General features: G+C 62.6%; 15 protein-coding genes. 6 read left to right on the forward strand and 9 right to left on the reverse strand.

Features of this window, described 5'->3' with window-relative positions; genetic code table 11:
- Positions 1-8: 8 nt before the first annotated feature.
- Positions 9-791, forward strand: a complete 783-nt coding sequence (amoD, locus tag ACW5XD_RS12670) for an amonabactin biosynthesis phosphopantetheinyl transferase AmoD (protein ID WP_456495187.1) — start codon at positions 9-11, stop codon at positions 789-791.
- Between the two features lie 60 nt (positions 792-851).
- Here the strand turns inward: amoD and ACW5XD_RS12675 are convergent, their stop codons facing one another.
- From ACW5XD_RS12675 to ACW5XD_RS12695, 5 genes are all read right to left on the reverse strand, one after another.
- Entirely contained in the window at positions 852-1,655 is an 804-nt protein-coding gene (locus ACW5XD_RS12675; protein WP_456495188.1) for an amonabactin ABC transporter ATP-binding protein, read from the reverse strand.
- A complete protein-coding gene (locus tag ACW5XD_RS12680) occupies positions 1,655-2,722 on the reverse strand; it encodes an amonabactin ABC transporter permease subunit 1 (RefSeq protein ID WP_456495189.1) in 1,068 nt (355 codons plus the stop codon). The genes ACW5XD_RS12675 and ACW5XD_RS12680 overlap by 1 nt, the downstream gene beginning before the upstream one ends.
- A 14-nt stretch (positions 2,723-2,736) precedes the next feature.
- Positions 2,737-3,753, reverse strand: coding sequence for an amonabactin ABC transporter permease subunit 2 (locus tag ACW5XD_RS12685; RefSeq protein ID WP_456495190.1), 1,017 nt, complete (start codon positions 3,751-3,753; stop codon positions 2,737-2,739).
- A 71-nt stretch (positions 3,754-3,824) separates the two neighbouring features.
- A complete protein-coding gene (locus ACW5XD_RS12690) occupies positions 3,825-5,798 on the reverse strand; it encodes a siderophore amonabactin TonB-dependent receptor (protein ID WP_456495191.1) in 1,974 nt (657 codons plus the stop codon).
- A gap of 57 nt (positions 5,799-5,855) precedes the next feature.
- Entirely contained in the window at positions 5,856-7,091 is a 1,236-nt protein-coding gene (locus ACW5XD_RS12695) for a siderophore amonabactin export MFS transporter (RefSeq protein WP_456495192.1), read from the reverse strand.
- A 258-nt stretch (positions 7,092-7,349) separates the two neighbouring features.
- Here ACW5XD_RS12695 and ACW5XD_RS12700 point away from each other — a divergent pair, with 258 nt between their 5' ends.
- Positions 7,350-8,105, forward strand: a complete 756-nt coding sequence (locus ACW5XD_RS12700; protein WP_456495193.1) for a hypothetical protein — start codon at positions 7,350-7,352, stop codon at positions 8,103-8,105.
- 14 nt (positions 8,106-8,119) lie between these two features.
- Here the strand turns inward: ACW5XD_RS12700 and ACW5XD_RS12705 are convergent, their stop codons facing one another.
- From ACW5XD_RS12705 to ACW5XD_RS12720, 4 genes are all read right to left on the reverse strand, one after another.
- Complete coding sequence (locus tag ACW5XD_RS12705; protein ID WP_456495194.1) at positions 8,120-8,581, reverse strand: DUF2919 domain-containing protein; 462 nt, start codon at positions 8,579-8,581, stop codon at positions 8,120-8,122.
- Between the two features lie 160 nt (positions 8,582-8,741).
- A complete protein-coding gene (gene corA / locus ACW5XD_RS12710; RefSeq protein WP_011705843.1) occupies positions 8,742-9,689 on the reverse strand; it encodes a magnesium/cobalt transporter CorA in 948 nt (315 codons plus the stop codon).
- Positions 9,690-10,077: 388 nt separating this feature from the next.
- The gene (locus tag ACW5XD_RS12715) at positions 10,078-10,173 is read right to left on the reverse strand and encodes a 4Fe-4S dicluster domain-containing protein (protein ID WP_456495232.1); all 96 of its coding nucleotides are present in this window, start codon (positions 10,171-10,173) and stop codon (positions 10,078-10,080) included.
- Between the two features lie 12 nt (positions 10,174-10,185).
- Positions 10,186-11,829: an electron transfer flavoprotein-ubiquinone oxidoreductase gene (locus ACW5XD_RS12720; RefSeq protein WP_456495195.1), complete on the reverse strand. Its 1,644-nt coding sequence runs from the start codon at positions 11,827-11,829 to the stop codon at positions 10,186-10,188.
- Positions 11,830-11,955: 126 nt separating this feature from the next.
- Here ACW5XD_RS12720 and ACW5XD_RS12725 point away from each other — a divergent pair, with 126 nt between their 5' ends.
- The 4 genes from ACW5XD_RS12725 (at position 11,956) to aroA (ending at position 16,499) form a co-directional block, all read left to right on the forward strand.
- Complete coding sequence (locus ACW5XD_RS12725) at positions 11,956-12,708, forward strand: electron transfer flavoprotein subunit beta/FixA family protein (protein ID WP_456495196.1); 753 nt, start codon at positions 11,956-11,958, stop codon at positions 12,706-12,708.
- 94 nt (positions 12,709-12,802) lie between these two features.
- Entirely contained in the window at positions 12,803-13,732 is a 930-nt protein-coding gene (locus ACW5XD_RS12730; protein WP_456495197.1) for an electron transfer flavoprotein subunit alpha/FixB family protein, read from the forward strand.
- A gap of 224 nt (positions 13,733-13,956) precedes the next feature.
- On the forward strand, positions 13,957-15,045 hold the full coding sequence (gene serC, locus ACW5XD_RS12735; RefSeq protein WP_456495198.1) for a 3-phosphoserine/phosphohydroxythreonine transaminase: 1,089 nt from the start codon (positions 13,957-13,959) through the stop codon (positions 15,043-15,045).
- A gap of 170 nt (positions 15,046-15,215) precedes the next feature.
- On the forward strand, positions 15,216-16,499 hold the full coding sequence (aroA, locus tag ACW5XD_RS12740; RefSeq protein ID WP_456495199.1) for a 3-phosphoshikimate 1-carboxyvinyltransferase: 1,284 nt from the start codon (positions 15,216-15,218) through the stop codon (positions 16,497-16,499).
- Positions 16,500-16,508 lie beyond the last annotated feature (9 nt).

The raw sequence follows: 16,508 nt of genomic DNA on the forward strand, positions 1-16,508 counted from the left end.
CTTTTTCGATGCCAATCGCTCCCCTGGCTGCCGGATCCCGAGGCAGCTTTATCCTGCAGGCCGACTGCCTGCCGCTGCCCGGTTTCGCGCCGCTGTCGCTGCAGCAGGTCTGCTTCGATCCCGCCGCTTTCACTCCGGCTTGCTATGAGCAAGCCCGGATCCTGCTGCCCGCCAGCTTGCAGCGTGCGGCCCCCAAGCGGTTGGGGGAGTTTCTGGCCGGCCGGCTGGCGGCGCGCCGGGCCTTGCACCCCTTTGGTCTGGGCCAGCAGCAGGTGAGCATAGGGGCGGCTCGCGAACCCTGCTGGCCTGCGGGGTTTGAGGGCAGCATCAGCCACAGCCTGTTGCAGGGGCGCGGCATGGCGCTGTGTGCGGTACGCCCCGGTCGGGCGGGGATGGGGCTGGATCTGGAGGGCTGGCTGGCAGAGGGGCAGGCGAGCGAGCTCTGGCCCGGCATTGCCAGTGGGGAGGAGTGGGCCCGGCTGGCGGCCGCTGCCCGCGCCGTTGGCCTGAGCAGGAGTGAGGCGCTCACCTTGATCTTTTCGGCCAAGGAGAGCCTGTTCAAGGCGCTCTATCCCAGGGTGGGGCGCTATTTTGACTTTCTCGATGCCCGCTGGCTGACCATGACGGAGCAGACCCTCACCCTCGAACTGGTGGGCGGGTTGACCCCGGATCTGCCCGCCGGTTGGCGCTGCACTGTGTACTGGCAGCCAATGTACTGGCAGGCACTGCATTGGCAAACAAGGCACTGGCAAACACTGCCGGGCGGGGTACTTACCAGCCTGCTGCTGTGAGTGGCGGTGCGCCGAGCTGCAAACATAAAAAACCGCCTCTCGGCGGCTTTTTGATGGGGCTCAGGCCGGCTGGCGCATGGCAAAGGCGTGCGGCCTGCGGCGCGGCACTATGATGGGGGCGCCGTCGCCGGGGGCGTGCAGTATGTCCACGTCGGTCTGGTAGAGGCGGTCGATGAGGGACTTGGTCACTACCTCGCGGGCTGGCCCCATGGCCTGGATGCCGCCATCTCCCAGTGCGATCAGCTCGTCGCAGTAGCGGGCGGCGGTGGCGAGATCGTGGATGACGATGAGCACCGTCTTGCCCTCGGCGGTGATCTGGTGGATGGCCTCCATCACCTCGGTCTGGTGACCGATGTCGAGGGCGCTGGTGGGCTCATCGAGCAATATGATGTCTGCGTCCTGGGCCAGCACCATGGCCAGCCACACCCGCTGGGCCTGGCCACCGGACAGCGAATTGGCGCTCTGCGCCAAGATGTCGCCAAGCTGCATCCGCTCGCAGGCCCAGCGCACCATGCGGGCATCCTCTTCACTCCATTGATTGAACCAGCCCTGATGGGGATGGCGGCCGTACTGCACCAGCTGTTCGACCTGAATGCCGGCGGGCACTAGGGGGCGCTGGGGCAGGTAGGCGAGCTCCCGGGCCAGCGCTTTCATGCCGTAACTCTCCAGCGGTTTGCCCTTGAGCAATATCTCACCGGATTGGGGCTGCTCCTGGCCAGCCAGCAGCTTTAGCAGGGTGGATTTGCCACCGCCATTGGGGCCGACTATGCCGACCAGCTTGCCCTTGGGAATGGTAAAGGAGATGTCGTTGAAGACGGGCTTTTGCTGATAGCCGAAGTGGAGGCGATTTAGGGTGAGGGTCATCAGTCGGTTCTCTGTCTGTCTTTGATCAGAATAAACAGCAGCAGTATGCCGCCAAGAATACGGGTCATGATGCCGGTGGCGACCTCATGGGGGCTGGCCAGCACCCGCACCAGGGTGTCGCTCGCCAGCAGCAGCAGGGCGCCGCATAGGGCGGCAATCCACAGCGGCACTATGCGATCCCGGCTCATCCAGGAGGCGAGTATGGGGGCGGCCATGGCGATGAACACCACAGGACCGCCGATGGCGGTGCCAAGGGCCGCCACGACGATGGCCTGGGCCAGCACGCCGAGCTGCACCCGGTTGACGTTCACCCCCAGGCTCTGTGCTGTGACAGGGCCCAGACGCAGCACGCCCAGGGCGCGGGAGAGATAAATGATCCAGGGGCAGACCAGCAGGATCAGGATCCCCACCGGCACGACTGTGCCGTAGCCCTGACCGACGAAGTTGCCCATGTTCCACAGGTAGAGGCTGGTGAGGTGCACCAGCGACTGGGTGGACATGACGAACTGGCCGATGGCGTTCATCAGCTCGGAGACGCCGATGCCGATCACCACGAACAGATACCCCTGCTCCCCCGGCTTGTTGCACAGGGCGTAGAGCACGGCGGCGGCAAACAGGGCGCCGAGCGGCGCGGCCCACCAGGGCCAGCTGCCCAGGGTGAGGTAGAGGGAGAAGGCGATGATGGCAAGCGATGCCCCCTCGTTGACCCCTATCATGTCCGGGGTGGCGAGGCGGTTGCGAATGAGGGTCTGCACCAGACAGCCGGAGAGGCCCATGGCGGCGCCCGCCACCAAGACGGCGACGATGCGCGGCAGCCGGATCTTGAAGACAGTCACCTCATCGAGCCGGCTCCCCTCACCAAGCAGGGTCTGCACCACCCCCAGCATGGTGAGCTTGCTTGAACCCAGGGTCAGCGCCAGCAGGGAGAGCAGCACCAGGGCCACCAGGAGCCCCAGCGTGATAAGCCAGGCACGGCGGTGCAGCAGCAGGGTGCGGTCACCCAGTCGCAGGCAGAGGGTGCCGGAGGGGAGGGAAGCGTTCAGCGGTGTATTCATTGGATTGTTCATGAGGCAGGGCGACCTTATTTGACGGCCAGCAGGGAGCGGAAGCCGCCGCTGCGCACCACCATGATGAGCACGGGGGCACCGATCAGCGCCAGGATCACCCCGTTGGGCAGCTCGAACGGCTGGATCAGCCAGCGGGCCAGGATGTCGGCGCCGAGCAGGAACAGCACGCCAAACAGGGCGGAGAAACGCACCTGGATGGCGAGGCGCACCGGCTCCACCAGGCGGGCGCAGTAGGCGGCCAGGAAACCGACGAAGCCGATGGGGCCGGCGATGGCGATGGCGCAGGCGGTGAACAGGGTGGCGGCCAGCAGCACGCCGATCCGCACCCGGGTCGGCCGTATGCCGAGGGCCTGGGCCTGGTTGTCCCCCATCTGCATCAGGGTGAGCTGGCGGCACAGGGCCAGTGTCAGCAGCAGACCGGCCAGAGCGAAGGGCACCACGGTGAGCACGGCGTCGAGATCCGAGGCCGCCAGCGACCCCAGGTTCCAGAAGCGGAACTGCTCCAGCACCACCTTGTTGGAGAGCAGCAGGAAGTTGGAGAGGCCGCCGAAGGTGGCGGAGAGGGCGACCCCCACCAGGATGAGCTTGAGCGGATTGGAGCGACCCACCATGAGGCCGAGACCCAGTACGATGAGGTTGCCAAGCAGGGCACCCATGCCGGACCAGAGCAGGTAACCGTAGGCCGATTCGACGCCGAAATAGGTCAGCCCTATCACCAGGGCGAACACGGCGCCGGCGTTGACGCCGAGCAGGCCGGGCTCGGCCAGCGGATTGCGGGTGGCGCTTTGCAACATGGAGGCCGCCAGCGCGAGACAGACGCCCACCACCAGGGCACACAGGGTGCGGGGCAGACGCAGGGTATAAATGATCATGGCGAGTTTTTCGTCGGCCATGAGGGCGGGATCGCCCAGCAGAAATCCGGCGACCTCACGGCCACCATAGACACCGGCACCGGTGGCCAGTGACAGACAGATCAGCAGGAACAGGAGAACAACTCCCAGCCAGAACAGCGGTGTTTGGTGTCTGAGCACCCGGCTACTCCTTATTGTCGAGCGATAAAAACGGAAAAAGGGAGCCCTGGACAGGGCTCCCGAACGGGGGATTACAGCTTGTAATCCACGCCGGCGTAGACGGTGCGACCTTCTAGGATGAAGTCGGCGTCGGTGGCGACCTGGTCACGCTCTGTATTGGTCAGATTGGTGATGCCGAGTTTGAAATCGAGCGCCGGGGTCACCTTCCACTTGGTGTTGACGTCCAGGGTCTGGTAGTGCTCGGACTTCAACGCCTGGGAGTTGTGCATCGGCACCTTGATGAACTGGCTGCCCACGTATTGCCAGGCCAGGTTGGTGCTGACGATCTCGGTGGCTTGCCAATCCAGGCTGAGGTTGCCTGTGTGATCCGGGGTCTTGGCCAGATCCTCGCCCGTGCTCTTGTCTTCGGAATCCAGCAGGCTCCAGTTACCGGTCAACTTGACATTGTCCAGTACGTCGACCCAGCCGGTCAGCTCCAGCCCTTTCACCCGCGCCTTCTTGACGTTGAGGTAGGTCATGACGCTCGGACGGTAGCCCGGGCCCCACTGATCGCTCTGGATCAGATCCTCGATGTCGTTGTGGAAGCCGGTCACACCTGCGCCGAAGCGAGCGCTCTCGTAGGCGGTGCCCAGCTCATAGCTGACGGCGGTTTCCGGTTTCAGGTTCGGGTTGCCGACCACCTTGCAGGCGCCACGGCAGGCGGTGGTGGCGAAGCCTTCGCTGGACTGGGCCAGGGTCGGTGCCTTGAACGCCTTGCCGGCGCCACCCTTGATCACCCACTCGTCGGTCAGTTTGTAGAGCGCATAGGCGCGCGGGCTGAACTCGTTGCCATAAGTTTCGTGGTGGTCGAGTCGGCCGGAGAGGGTCAGTGCCAGATCCCCCAGGCTGAACTCGTCCTGCAGATAGAGGGCGCTCTGGCTCGCATCCACGCTGCCGTTGGTGATGCTGCGGCTGTGCTCCAGCTCGGTCTTGCGCAACTCGGCACCCGAGGTCAGCAGGTGATCCCCCAGATAGCCGCTCAGCTGGCCATCGACCGTGTTGTTGGTCTGGGTGACATCGGCGGCGCCGCCATTGAGCTGGGAGTCATCCATCAGATCCGTCTGCTCGAAGTAGTAGCGGGCGCGGCTGTCGAAGTGCTCCCAACGGCCGTTGTGGGTGACTCCCAGGCTCAGGCGATCGAGCTTTTGCACGTTGTGCGGAGTGGCCGGTGCGGTCGGGGCACGGGGCACGTTGTTGAAGTAGCTGTCCATGTCGTTCTGGTTGTAGCCCAGATCGAAATCGATATCCTGGTTGTCACTGACCAGCCACTTCAGGCTGGAGAGCATGTTGACCACTTCCCGTTTTTCCAGCGCATCGGCATCCGGGTTGTTGGACTGATCGCTGTGCCAGCGGTCACGCTGATAACCTTCGACCACTACGCTGCCGAGCAGCTTGTTGTCGATGAGGGCACCGGAGACAAAGGCGCTGCCCTGATTGGCATCGCCACCGTCGCCCTTGGTGGGCATGGTGTGGGTGTAACCGACGGCTGCTTCCGTCTTCTCCTTGGCCTGGCGCAGGATCACGTTGACCACGCCGCCGAGGGCGTCGGCACCGTACAGGGAGGAGACGGGGCCACGGATCACTTCGATGCGCTCTATGGCCGCCATGGGGATGGAGCTCAAGTCGAAGTCATTGCCAAACGAGCTGCCCAGGGTCTCGCGGGCATTGACCCGTTTGCCGTTGATCAGCAGCAGGGTGTAGTCGCCGCCCATGCCACGGATCTTGATCTCGCTGCGACCTGTGGGGTTGGTGCCTATGATGTTGACGCCGGGCACATGCTTGAGGGCATCGCCTATGTTGTTGGCGTTCATCTTGTCCAGATCGGCGCGGGTCACCACAGAGACGCTGGCCGGGGCGGAGAGCTCAGTGTGCTGGGTCTGGGTGGCGGTGACCACCATGGTCTCGTTGGCTTTGGGCAACTCAGCCTGGGCCAGGCCCGGCAGGGCAAACAGGCCGAGGGAGAGCAAAATCGGGTTCAAGCGAAATACGCCAGGCTGCAACTGCATAGTCAAAACTCCATGAATAAAACAGAGGTTATGGGGTCCGGCTCTGGGGCCGGTAGCTCACTGACTTCCTTGTCTGGCGGCGCCAGACTCGGGGTTATTGTTATTCCTTGTCTGCGCCAGCCCCTTGAGCAGGAGCCAGACACCGCCGCAGGCCAGCAGGCCACAGCCAATATTGATCCAGGCGAGCCCCGCAAAGCCGTGCAGGGCGCCAGTGTCATCCGAGAAGAGATACTTGGCCGAGAGCAGGCTGCCGAGACCCGCCGCCACATTGGTCACCGTGCCCTGAAAAGACATGAAGGCGGCGCGCTGATGGGGGGCCGGAATAGCCGCCGTGATGGCAAGCGTGGTACTGGCGCGGGCCGAGCTCAGCGCCATGAAAAGGGTAAACAGCAGGTAGACGGGCACACCGACCGGAGCCGCGAAGCCGAGCAGGGTGATCAGGGCCAGCAACAAGCTGGTGATCAGGATGGCGGCCAGCGCCCGGCCCTGATCGATCCAGCTGCCGCACAGCCGCATGGTCGCCATGCTGGCGAGACCGCCACACAGATAGAGGGCGGCGATCTGCTCGCGCGGGAAATCTAGGTTGAACTGGAAGTAGTTGGCAAAGTGCGGGATCAGCAGGAAGTGACCGAACATCTGCAAACAGAGAATGAGCAGGGCGCCCTGGCAGAGCGGCGATCCCAGCAGCTGGCGCAAGCCGCTGCCGTGAGGGGCCCGGCTGACCGGCAGGGAGGGCAGCAGGATGGCGCAGAGCAGGGCCAGCAGCAGGCCGCCAGCGCCAAACAGCAGGAAGGGGCTCTGCCAGTCGAGCCACTGGGCCAGTACCAGGGCGATGGGCACCACCAAAATGGCGGCCAGCGAGAAGGCCATGCCCACGTAGGCGAGGCGGCGGCCCCGTTCGGCCGGGGGAACCAGGTCCAGCACGGCGGCCATCAGGATGGCGGAGAGGGGGCCAGCCACGCAGCCCGACAGAATGAACAGCATCAGCAGTTGCTGGCTGTTTTGCACCAGGGCGCAGGCCATCAGCAGCAGAAAACGCAGGGTGAGCAGCACCAGCAGGGCGGGTTTGCGGTTGACACGATCGAGCCAGGGAGCGGCGATGAGGCCCATCAGGGCCGAGCCCAGAGTGGCACCACCGCTGAAATAACCCGTCTGTTCCGGTTGCATGCCGAGGCTGATGACCAGATCCGGCCCGAGCGGCATCACCATCATCATGCTGCCCATGGAGAGCATGTTGATCAGCATCGCCAGATGGATGATGGCAGGGGTGGTGGTGGCGGTAACAGGCTTCATCAGCGGCTGGCTCGAAAAAATGAGTCCGAATTGTATCCGAGCGATTTTTCCGTGACAACAAATGGTAATCATTTTTATTTGTATTATTTGATCTATCTCCGTCCTTTCGGCTCGCAGGCCGTCAAGGGGGGCGCTCCGGCCCATGCCGCCATTGCCCCTGGGGTGCAAAGTCATTGAAAAGCAAGGCAGATGGATCATGATGGTGATAGCCAGACTGGCAGAGACGGTGATCCGGGCTCCCGGACAGGAGATAGAGAGATGAGAAGGTGGCGTTGGAGCGGGATCTTGTGGCTGTGCGGGCTCTGGTGCCTGCCGCTGCGGGCCGAGGTCAAGGTGATCCCGGTATTCGAGGCCCAGGCGGCGGTGCAGACCCTCAAGGAGATCTACCCGGAGCTTGGGGTGAGTGCCATGGGCAATCAACTGGTGTTGAGCGGCAGTGCGGCCCAGCTGCAAGAGGCCGAAGCGACCCTGGCCAAACTCAACCAGCCACCCCAGAGTCTGCTTATCGAATGGCGGGTGGATGGCGCCTCAAGCGGTCAGCAGATAGAAGCGGGTATCGGTGGTGATGCGGCCAAACGGCAATGGCTGCTGGAGGGCAATGCCCGGCAATACCAGCGCAGCCAGAACGACAGCTGGCAGGTGCGCGGCCTGTCGGGGCGGCCCGTGTTGCTGCAGATGGGCTCCTACCAGCCGGTCACCTTCTATCAGTGGCGCGGTGGCCAGGTGGTGGGGCTGATGCCGCTCATCAACGGTCTCTACGCCACCGCCACCCTGATAGGGGACAGGGTGCAGATAGCGCTCAGCAGCGAACAGGCCAGGCTGGAGCAGGGCACCATCAGCACGGGGCAGAACGCCACCGAGGTGAGCGGTACCCCGGGTCAGTGGCTGACGGTGGGGGAGTTATCCACCAGCTCGGCCCAGCAAGGAAACAGTCTTGGCACTCAGTTGCAGGGGGGGGGGCGCGGCAGCCAGAGCGATCGCCAGACCCTGCAGATCCGGGTCACTCGTCAATGAGTGACCCTGCATGCTCAGTGAGGTTGATCGGCGGCGTATTCGCGGATCTGGCGGCTGCGCAGCAGATACCAGAGTGCCCAGAGGCTGCCGATCAGCACCAGGGCGGTGGGCCAGCTGAACGACCATTTCTGCAGGTTGAGGCTGTGCAGCTGCATCACCAGGCCGCTGACGGTGGAGCAGAGCAAGAGGCCGCGGCTGTGGCGCCTGAGCCGGGCGCGCACGCTGTTGGTCTGCTGATAGGTGCCGCCAAAGGCGAGCAGTGCCAGCATGGCGGGCACGTCGGTCAGCAGGCTGATGTAGAGGCTGATCTTGTCTGGATAGAAGAGGGTCAGGATCTCGCTGCCGCTCTCGCGGGTGACACCGGCCATCAGAAACAGCCAGACCGAGCGGGTCAGCAAGAGGGCGATGGGCCAAAACCAGAGGGGAGGGCGCAACTGGCCGTGATCGTCATATCTGTGTTCGGGGTAGAGGGTCATGGTCGCCCGTTGCTTGGGTTGTGCAAGTGATGAAGAGGATATGGGGTAGGGGGGCGCCCTTTGCAAGGCGTGTCGGGTGACACGAATTAATCGGGGGGCCAGTGCCCCCCAATCCATCGTCTTTTTTTATCGCACTTTTTATCGCACTTTCTGGCGGCGTTTACAGCCAGCCTTTGCGCTTGAAGAAGAGGCCTGTGCCGAGCGATGACATCACCATCAACACCAGCGAGAGCGGATAGCCATACTCCCAGGCGAGCTCGGGCATGCGCCCAAAGTTCATGCCGTAGATGCTGGCGATAAGCGTCGGTGGCAGGAAGATCACCGCAGCTACCGAGAAGATCTTGATCACCTTGTTCTGCTCCAGATTGGTCACCCCCATGGAGGCCTCCAGCTGGAAGTTGATCTTGTCGAACAGGAACTGGGTGTGGGGCAAGAGGGACTCCACGTCGTGCAGCATTTCGTCGATCCACTTGTTCTGCTCGTTGCTCATGCGCTGGCGCAGGCTGCGCTTGAGAAAACGCAAGGCGCGACGGGTATCGTGCAGGGAGAGACGGATCTGGCCGTTGGCCTCTTCCTGCGCCATCAACTCCTTGAGCATGGGGTTGATCTGATCCGGCTCGAAGATCTGATCGGCGGTGTTTTCCAACGTTTTGTAACCGTCTTCGATGAGATCGGAGAGGTACTCCACCTTGAGGTTTTGCACCTCCAGCAGAATGTCGAGGGCATCCTCCACCTCCAGCCTGTCCTGACGCATGTAATGGCGCAGCAGGCGCACCAGGCCGATGTCATCCTCGCGGATGCTGATCAGCAGGTTGTTGCGCAGGGTAAAGGAGACGTGGACACCCTTGGTATCACGGCCGATCCGCTGGGGGAACAAAGAGTGAATGTGCAGACCATCGGTATCCCAGTAGAAACGGGCGGATGCTTCGATGTCGTCCAGCTCTTCCTTGTCGGGAACCTCTTCCAGGAACAGGCCCGTCAACCATTCTCGCTCCGCCGTGTCCGGCTTGTAGGCATCCAGCCAGACGGTGTTGTCAGGCACTATGTCGTCAGGCCCGAGCGTGACTATGTCCAGTACCTTGTTATTGAGAATGTAGGCGGTGATCATCTGTCCCCCCTTAAAAAGTCATGGATAATCAGGGATGGTTGCACAGGTCATGCGGCCTAGATCGCATAGAAAGCGACCCCGTGGACAAACAAAACGGGCCGATGGAAAACCTGAATGCGGCGAACTATACAGGGGCGGGACGCGCTTGTCAGGGCCTATTCATCCGAGGTTCAGCCTGTTTGCTCAAAAAAACAGCGAGGTCGGATCAGCGGATCTGGCTGTGAAAGTGACCGCCTGTTGACTGCTGCATTGTGCCGAGTACCCGTCTGGGGGGATAGGCCTCACCGATTGGGATAGTGGGCCCGGGCCCTTCCCGCGGTAGTGTCCAGACGATGTGCTGGGGCTGCACATCTTTGATGTCACCACATCTTGGTATCGCAGCACTTCATCACATATTGGGGTAGTTGGGTCCGGATCCTCCTTGCGGTGGCGTCCAGACGATGTGCTGGGGCTGCGCATCTTTAATGTCACCACATCTTGGTATCGCAGCACGTCATCACATATTGGGGTAGTTGGGTCCGGATCCTCCTTGCGGTGGCGTCCAGATGATGTTCTGGCTGGGATCCTTGATGTCGCAGGTCTTGCAGTGAATGCAGTTGGCCGCGTTGATCTGCAAGCAAGGCTGGCTCTCGCTTTCCACTATCTCGAACACCCCGGCCGGGCAGTAACGCTGGGCGGGCTCGGCCCAGGTGGGCAGGTTGACCGCGACCGGGATACTTGCATCCTGCAACTTGAGGTGGCAGGGCTGATCCTCATCGTGACTGGTGTTGGCGAGATAAACAGAAGAGAGCTTGTCAAAGCTGAGTTTGCCATCGGGCTTGGGATAATCGATGGGATCGCAGCGGCTGGCCATGCGCAGCTGGCGGTAGTCCGGCTCCTTGTCCAGCAGGGTTAACGGTGAGGAGCGAGCAAACAGCCGCTGCTCCAGCCAGTTGAAGGCGCCGCCGAGCCAGGGACCCCAGCGGTGCAGGGCTGCGCCGAAGTTGCGCGCCGTTTTCAGCTCAAAGGCCAGCCAGCTCTGTTGCAGCGCATCGCCGTACTCGGCCAGATCCCGGCCACCCTCATCGCCGCCACGCAGACTCATGGCGACGGTTTTCGCCGCCAGCATGCCCGATTTCATGGCGGTGTGAATGCCCTTGATACGGGAAAAGTCCAAGGTGCCGGCATCGCAGCCGATCAGCAGACCGCCGGGAAAGTGCATGCGCGGCAGCGAGTGCCAGCCGCCCTTGGTGATGGCGCGGGCACCGTAGCTGATGCGCTCGCCTCCCTGCAGGGTCTGTGCGATGAGGGGATGGTGCTTGAGGCGCTGGAACTCGTCGAACGGGCTGAGCCAGGGGTTGCTGTAGTTGAGATCGACGATGAGCCCGACCGCTACCTGATTGCCCTCCATATGATAGAGGTAGAAGCCACCCTGGCTCTTGCTGGCTCGGCGTTCGACCAGCGGCCAGCCGCTGCCATGGAGCACCCGGCCCGGCTTGGCCTGATCCGCTGGCACCTGCCACAGCTCCTTGAAGCCGATGGCATAATGTTGCGGCTGGGCGCTGTTTTCCAGATTGAACTCGGCGATCAACTGTTTGCCTAGATGGCCGCGGGCCCCTTCGGCAAACAGGGTGTAGCGGCCATAGAGCGCCATGCCGGGCACGTGATCCGCCCTGGGATTGCCGGCTCTGTCCAGCCCGAGATCGCCGGTGATCACACCCCGCACCCGTCCCGCTTCCATGATGAGCTCGCTTGCGGTAAAACCCGGGTAGATTTCGACTCCCAGCTGCTCGGCCTGCTGACCGAGCCAGCGGCAGAGGTTGCCCAGGCTGAGAATATGACTGCCATCGTTGTGCATGCGCGGCGGCACGGCCCAGCGGGGCAGTTGCAGGGCGCGGTTGTCGTTTTGCAACAGATGAACCCGATCATCGTTGACGGGAATGCCAAGGGGCGCCTGCTGCCAGCGGTCCGGCAACAGCTCCTTGAGGGCTATGGGGTCGAACAGGGCGCCGGAGAGCAGATGGGCGCCGACTTCCGCTCCCTTCTCCAGCAGACAGACCGAGAGATCGGCATTGTGCTGCTTCAGGGCGATGGCGGCACTGAGCCCTGCTGGGCCGCCACCGACGATGACGACATCAAATTCCATTGCTTCGCGTTCCATCTTGCCTCTGCGCTTGACTTGGCCTAGGGTAGTGCTGGTAGTTTACGTAAACGTAAAGCAATTGTAAGCAAAAAAATGCGAGGGCTCGTCAATGGATTCACTCAATCGAAGCGAGGGATGCGCGTCATGAAGCTGCTGGTCGCGATCAAGCGGGTACTGGATTACAACGTCAAGATCCGGGTCAAGAGCGATGGCTCCGACGTGGAGCTCGCCAATGTGAAGATGGGGATCAACCCGTTTTGTGAAATTGCGGTGGAGGAGGGGGTGAGGCTGCGTGAAGCCGGTATCGCGACTGAGCTGGTGGTGGTGACCTTCGGGCCTGAGGCGGCGGTCGAGCAGTTGCGCCATGCCCTGGCGCTGGGGGCGGATCGGGCCCGCCATTATGTGACCGATGAGACGCTCACTCCACTTACCGTGGCACGCGCCCTGCAACAGGTGTGCGAGCAGGAGCAGCCCGATCTGGTGCTGCTCGGCAAGCAGTCCATCGATTCTGACAACAACCAGGCGGGCCAGATGCTCGCAGCCCTCACCGACTGGCCGTTGGCCACCTTCGCCTCCGCCATCAAGCTGGTGGACGGCGAGCTACAGGTGACCCGCGAGATAGACGGCGGCCTGGAGACCCTCGGCATGCCGCTGCCTGCCGTAGTGACGGTGGATCTGCGCCTGAACGAACCTCGCTTTGCCTCGCTGCCCAACATAATGAAAGCCAAGCGCAAGCCGCTTGAGAGTGTCCCCTTCGCCGCCCTCGGCATCGAACCCGCCGGCCATACCCGGCTGCTCGGGGTGATGGCGCCAGCCGTGCGCCGTGCCGGCGTCAGAGTCGGCTCGGTGGACGAGCTGCTGGACAAACTCAAGCACGAAGCCAAGGTACTGCCATGAGCGCATCGATGATGGCGAAACATATTGGGTGCCTGCCCCAGGCTGGGATGAGGGCTGGCACGATGAAAAGCGTTGTTAACAATAGGGTGTTGTCATGAGCGTACTGGTTATTGCTGAACATCATCAGGGCAGGCTTGCCGACAACGTGGCCCAGCTGGTCACGGCGGCGGGCCAGCTTGGCGGCGAGGTGCACCTGTTGCTGCTGGGTCAGGGACTGACCGAAGCGGGTGAACAGGCCGCCAGCCTGCAAGGGGTGGACAGGGTGCTGCTGGCCGAGCATCCCATGCTGGCGGAAGGGCTCAACGACGGCGTCGATCCCCTGCTCGCCCACATCGCACGGGATTATCAGCACTGCCTGATGGCCGCCAGCACCCAGGGCAAGGATCTGCTGCCACGGGTGGCGGCCAGGCTCGGGGTCGAGATGCTCTCCGAGGTGACCGGCATAGAGAGCGGTGATACCTTCCTGCGCCCCATCTACGCGGGCAATGCCGTTGCCCGGGTGGCGAGCAGTGCCCCCATCAAGGTGCTCACCATCAGGCCGACCGCCTTTGCCAAGGCCGAATTCGGGACTGGGCAGGGCACTGTCGAGCGACTGCCGGTGGCCGATGTGGCCTGCCGCACCCGGCTGATCGAGCGGCGCGCCGTGCGATCCGCCAGGCCCGAGCTTGCGGCTGCGCGGGTGGTGGTCTCGGGCGGACGGGCGCTTGGCTCCAAGGCACAGTTTGCCCTGATCGAGGCGCTGGCCGACAAGCTGGGCGGCGCGGTCGGGGCGTCGCGGGCGGCGGTGGATGCGGGTTATGTAGCCAACGATCTGCAGGTGGGCCAGACCGGCAAGGTGGTCGCTCCCGAGCTCTATATTGCGGTTGGCATCTCGGGGGCCATCCAGCATCTGGCGGGGATGAAGGAGTCGAAGGTGATCGTGGCCATCAACAAGGATGGCGAGGCCCCCATCTTTCAGGTGGCCGACTACGGTCTGGTGGGGGATCTGTTCACCCTGCTGCCCGAGCTCACCGCCAAGCTGTGAATTTGTTGAAAAGGGGCCTTGTCCGTCATTGATGCGGCCTGTCCCCCATTTCCATGCATGTTCCCTGCAAGCCCTGACCCGTTCAGGGCTTTCTTCATCATGGCCTGAGCCGGGCCGGGCGACAAAAGGTTGAGCCAGCTCCCAAAAAGCCTTTGATCCTGGGGCGGCTCTTGTGTAAAACCAGACAAGTCATCGATTACTCTCATCCACTCACGGAAAGCGTCATGAGCAAACAGATTTACAACTTCTGCGCCGGCCCCGCCATGTTGCCGGTTGAAGTCATGGAGCGCGCCCAGCGCGAATTTTGTAATTTTCAGGGGCTGGGAGCCTCGGTCATGGAGCTCTCCCACCGCGGCAAGCCCTATATGGCGGTCGCCGCCAAGGCGGAAGCCGATCTGCGCGAACTGCTGGCGGTACCGGACAACTACAAGGTGCTCTTCATGCACGGTGGTGGTCGTGGCCAATTCTCTGCCGTGCCCATGAATCTGCTCGGCGGCGCCAATAAAAAGGCCGATTATCTGCTGACCGGGGTCTGGGCCCAGAGCGCCGTGGATGAAGCCCACAAGTACGGTGACATCCAGACCTTCCCTGGGGTCGCCAAGAACGCCCAGGGGATCTCCCACCTGTTGCCGACCCCGGCGTTTCGCGCCGATGCGGCCTTTGTGCACTACTGCCCGAACGAAACCATAGACGGCATAGAGATGTTCGACATCCCGGCCACCGGCGATGTGCCTCTGGTGGCGGATCTCTCCTCCACAATCCTCTCTCGTCCCATCGACGTGAGCCGTTTCGGTATCATCTACGCTGGCGCCCAGAAGAACATAGGCCCGTCGGGGCTGGCCATCGCCATCGTACGTGACGACCTGCTGAACCAGGCGAGAGCCGACGTGCCCTCGATTTTTGACTACCAACTCACCGCCAAGAATGACTCCATGTTCAACACGCCGCCCACCTATGCCTGGTATCTGGCCGGTCTGGTGTTCGAGTGGCTCAAAGAGCAGGGCGGGCTTGAGGCGATGGAAGCGCGCAACAAGGAGAAGGCCGATTTCCTCTACGGCTACCTCGACCAGTCGAGCTTCTATGGCAACAAGGTGGATGCCAGCTGCCGTTCCCGCATGAACATCCCGTTCCAGCTGAAAAACGAGGCGCTGGACGCACAGTTCCTGGCCGAGTCGGAGGCCGCCGGTCTGCTGGCGCTCAAGGGACACCGCATCGTCGGTGGCATGCGTGCCAGCCTCTACAACGCCATGCCGCTGGAAGGGGTCAAGGCGCTGGTGAGCTTTATGGATGGCTTTGCCAAGCGTCACGGCTGAGGCGTTTTTCCCCATTGCAAACGCCGGGGACTCCCCGGCGTCTGTTTTTTCAGTGGATCCTGATCGACCGCGGGTCTGGCCCGTTTTTGTGCCACGCGCGGTCTTGCCGAGCAAGGCGCGGGCTGCTAACGTCCGGTCAGGTGAATTATTTGAGACAGTACAGGAAGTCTATGAATTCGTTGCGTTTGGAACCCATTTCTACTGTGGCCGGTGAGGTCAATCTGCCCGGCTCCAAGAGCGTGTCCAACCGGGCCCTGCTGCTGGCAGCCTTGGCCCGTGGTACCACCCGGCTCACCAACCTGCTCGACAGCGATGACATTCGTCATATGCTGGCGGCACTGACCCAGCTCGGGGTCAAGTACAAGCTCTCCGCCGACAAGACAGAGTGCACAGTGCACGGTCTTGGCCGCAGTTTCGCGGTGAAAGAGCCGGTCAATCTGTTCCTCGGCAACGCCGGTACCGCCATGCGCCCGCTGTGCGCCGCGCTGTGTCTGGGGTCTGGTGAATATACCCTGGGCGGCGAACCACGCATGGAAGAGCGTCCCATCGGCCATCTGGTGGATGCCCTGCGCGAAGCGGGTGCCCATATCCAGTACTTGAAAAAAGACGGCTACCCGCCGCTGGTGGTGGATGCCAAGGGCTTGTGGGGCGGTGATGTGCACGTCGACGGCTCCGTCTCCAGCCAGTTTTTGACGGCGTTTTTGATGGCGGCGCCCATGGCGGCTGGCGACACCCGCATCCACATCAAGGGGGAGCTGGTCTCCAAGCCCTACATCGACATCACGCTGCACATCATGAAGCAGTTCGGGGTGGTCATCGAGCACGACAACTACAAGCTGTTCTACATCAAGGGCAACCAGAGCTACGTCAGCCCGGGTGACTTCCTGGTGGAAGGGGATGCCTCCAGCGCCTCCTATTTCCTCGCGGCCGGGGCCATCAAGGGCAAGATGCGCGTGACCGGCATCGGCAAGCACAGCATCCAGGGCGACATCCACTTCGCCGACGTGCTGGAGAAAATGGGTGCGCGCATCACCTGGGGTGATGACTTCATCGAGGCCGAGCAGGCCCCGCTGCACGGCATCGACATGGACATGAACCACATTCCCGATGCGGCCATGACCATAGCGGTTGCGGCGTTGTTTGCTAAGGGGCCCACCTCCATTCGCAACATCTACAACTGGCGGGTGAAGGAGACGGATCGTCTGCACGCCATGGCCACCGAGCTGCGCAAGCTGGGGGTTGAAGTGGAGGAGGGGCACGACTTCATTACCGTGACACCGCCGGCCAGCCTCAAGCACGCGGCCATCGACACTTACAACGATCACCGCATCGCCATGTGCTTCTCGCTGGTGGCGCTGTCGGATACCGCCGTCACCATCAATGATCCGGGCTGTACCTCCAAGACCTTCCCGGACTACTTCGATAAACTGGCCAGCGTCAGTCAGGCCGTTTGACCCTGTCGG

It is taken from the genome of Aeromonas enterica (assembly GCF_054052465.1).

Excerpts from the sequence above, each read along its gene's own strand:
- aroA (WP_456495199.1), top strand. The coding sequence starts at position 15,216 with ATGAATTCGTTGCGTTTGGAACCCATTTCTACTGTGGCCGGTGAGGTC.
- serC (WP_456495198.1), top strand. The coding sequence starts at position 13,957 with ATGAGCAAACAGATTTACAACTTCTGCGCCGGCCCCGCCATGTTGCCG.
- ACW5XD_RS12700 (WP_456495193.1), top strand. The coding sequence starts at position 7,350 with ATGAGAAGGTGGCGTTGGAGCGGGATCTTGTGGCTGTGCGGGCTCTGG.
- ACW5XD_RS12680 (WP_456495189.1), bottom strand. The coding sequence starts at position 2,722 with ATGAACAATCCAATGAATACACCGCTGAACGCTTCCCTCCCCTCCGGC.
- ACW5XD_RS12705 (WP_456495194.1), bottom strand. The coding sequence starts at position 8,581 with ATGACCCTCTACCCCGAACACAGATATGACGATCACGGCCAGTTGCGC.
- corA (WP_011705843.1), bottom strand. The coding sequence starts at position 9,689 with ATGATCACCGCCTACATTCTCAATAACAAGGTACTGGACATAGTCACG.
- ACW5XD_RS12695 (WP_456495192.1), bottom strand. The coding sequence starts at position 7,091 with ATGAAGCCTGTTACCGCCACCACCACCCCTGCCATCATCCATCTGGCG.
- ACW5XD_RS12720 (WP_456495195.1), bottom strand. The coding sequence starts at position 11,829 with ATGGAACGCGAAGCAATGGAATTTGATGTCGTCATCGTCGGTGGCGGC.
- amoD (WP_456495187.1), top strand. The coding sequence starts at position 9 with ATGCCAATCGCTCCCCTGGCTGCCGGATCCCGAGGCAGCTTTATCCTG.
- ACW5XD_RS12675 (WP_456495188.1), bottom strand. The coding sequence starts at position 1,655 with ATGACCCTCACCCTAAATCGCCTCCACTTCGGCTATCAGCAAAAGCCC.
- ACW5XD_RS12730 (WP_456495197.1), top strand. The coding sequence starts at position 12,803 with ATGAGCGTACTGGTTATTGCTGAACATCATCAGGGCAGGCTTGCCGAC.
- ACW5XD_RS12725 (WP_456495196.1), top strand. The coding sequence starts at position 11,956 with ATGAAGCTGCTGGTCGCGATCAAGCGGGTACTGGATTACAACGTCAAG.
- ACW5XD_RS12690 (WP_456495191.1), bottom strand. The coding sequence starts at position 5,798 with ATGCAGTTGCAGCCTGGCGTATTTCGCTTGAACCCGATTTTGCTCTCC.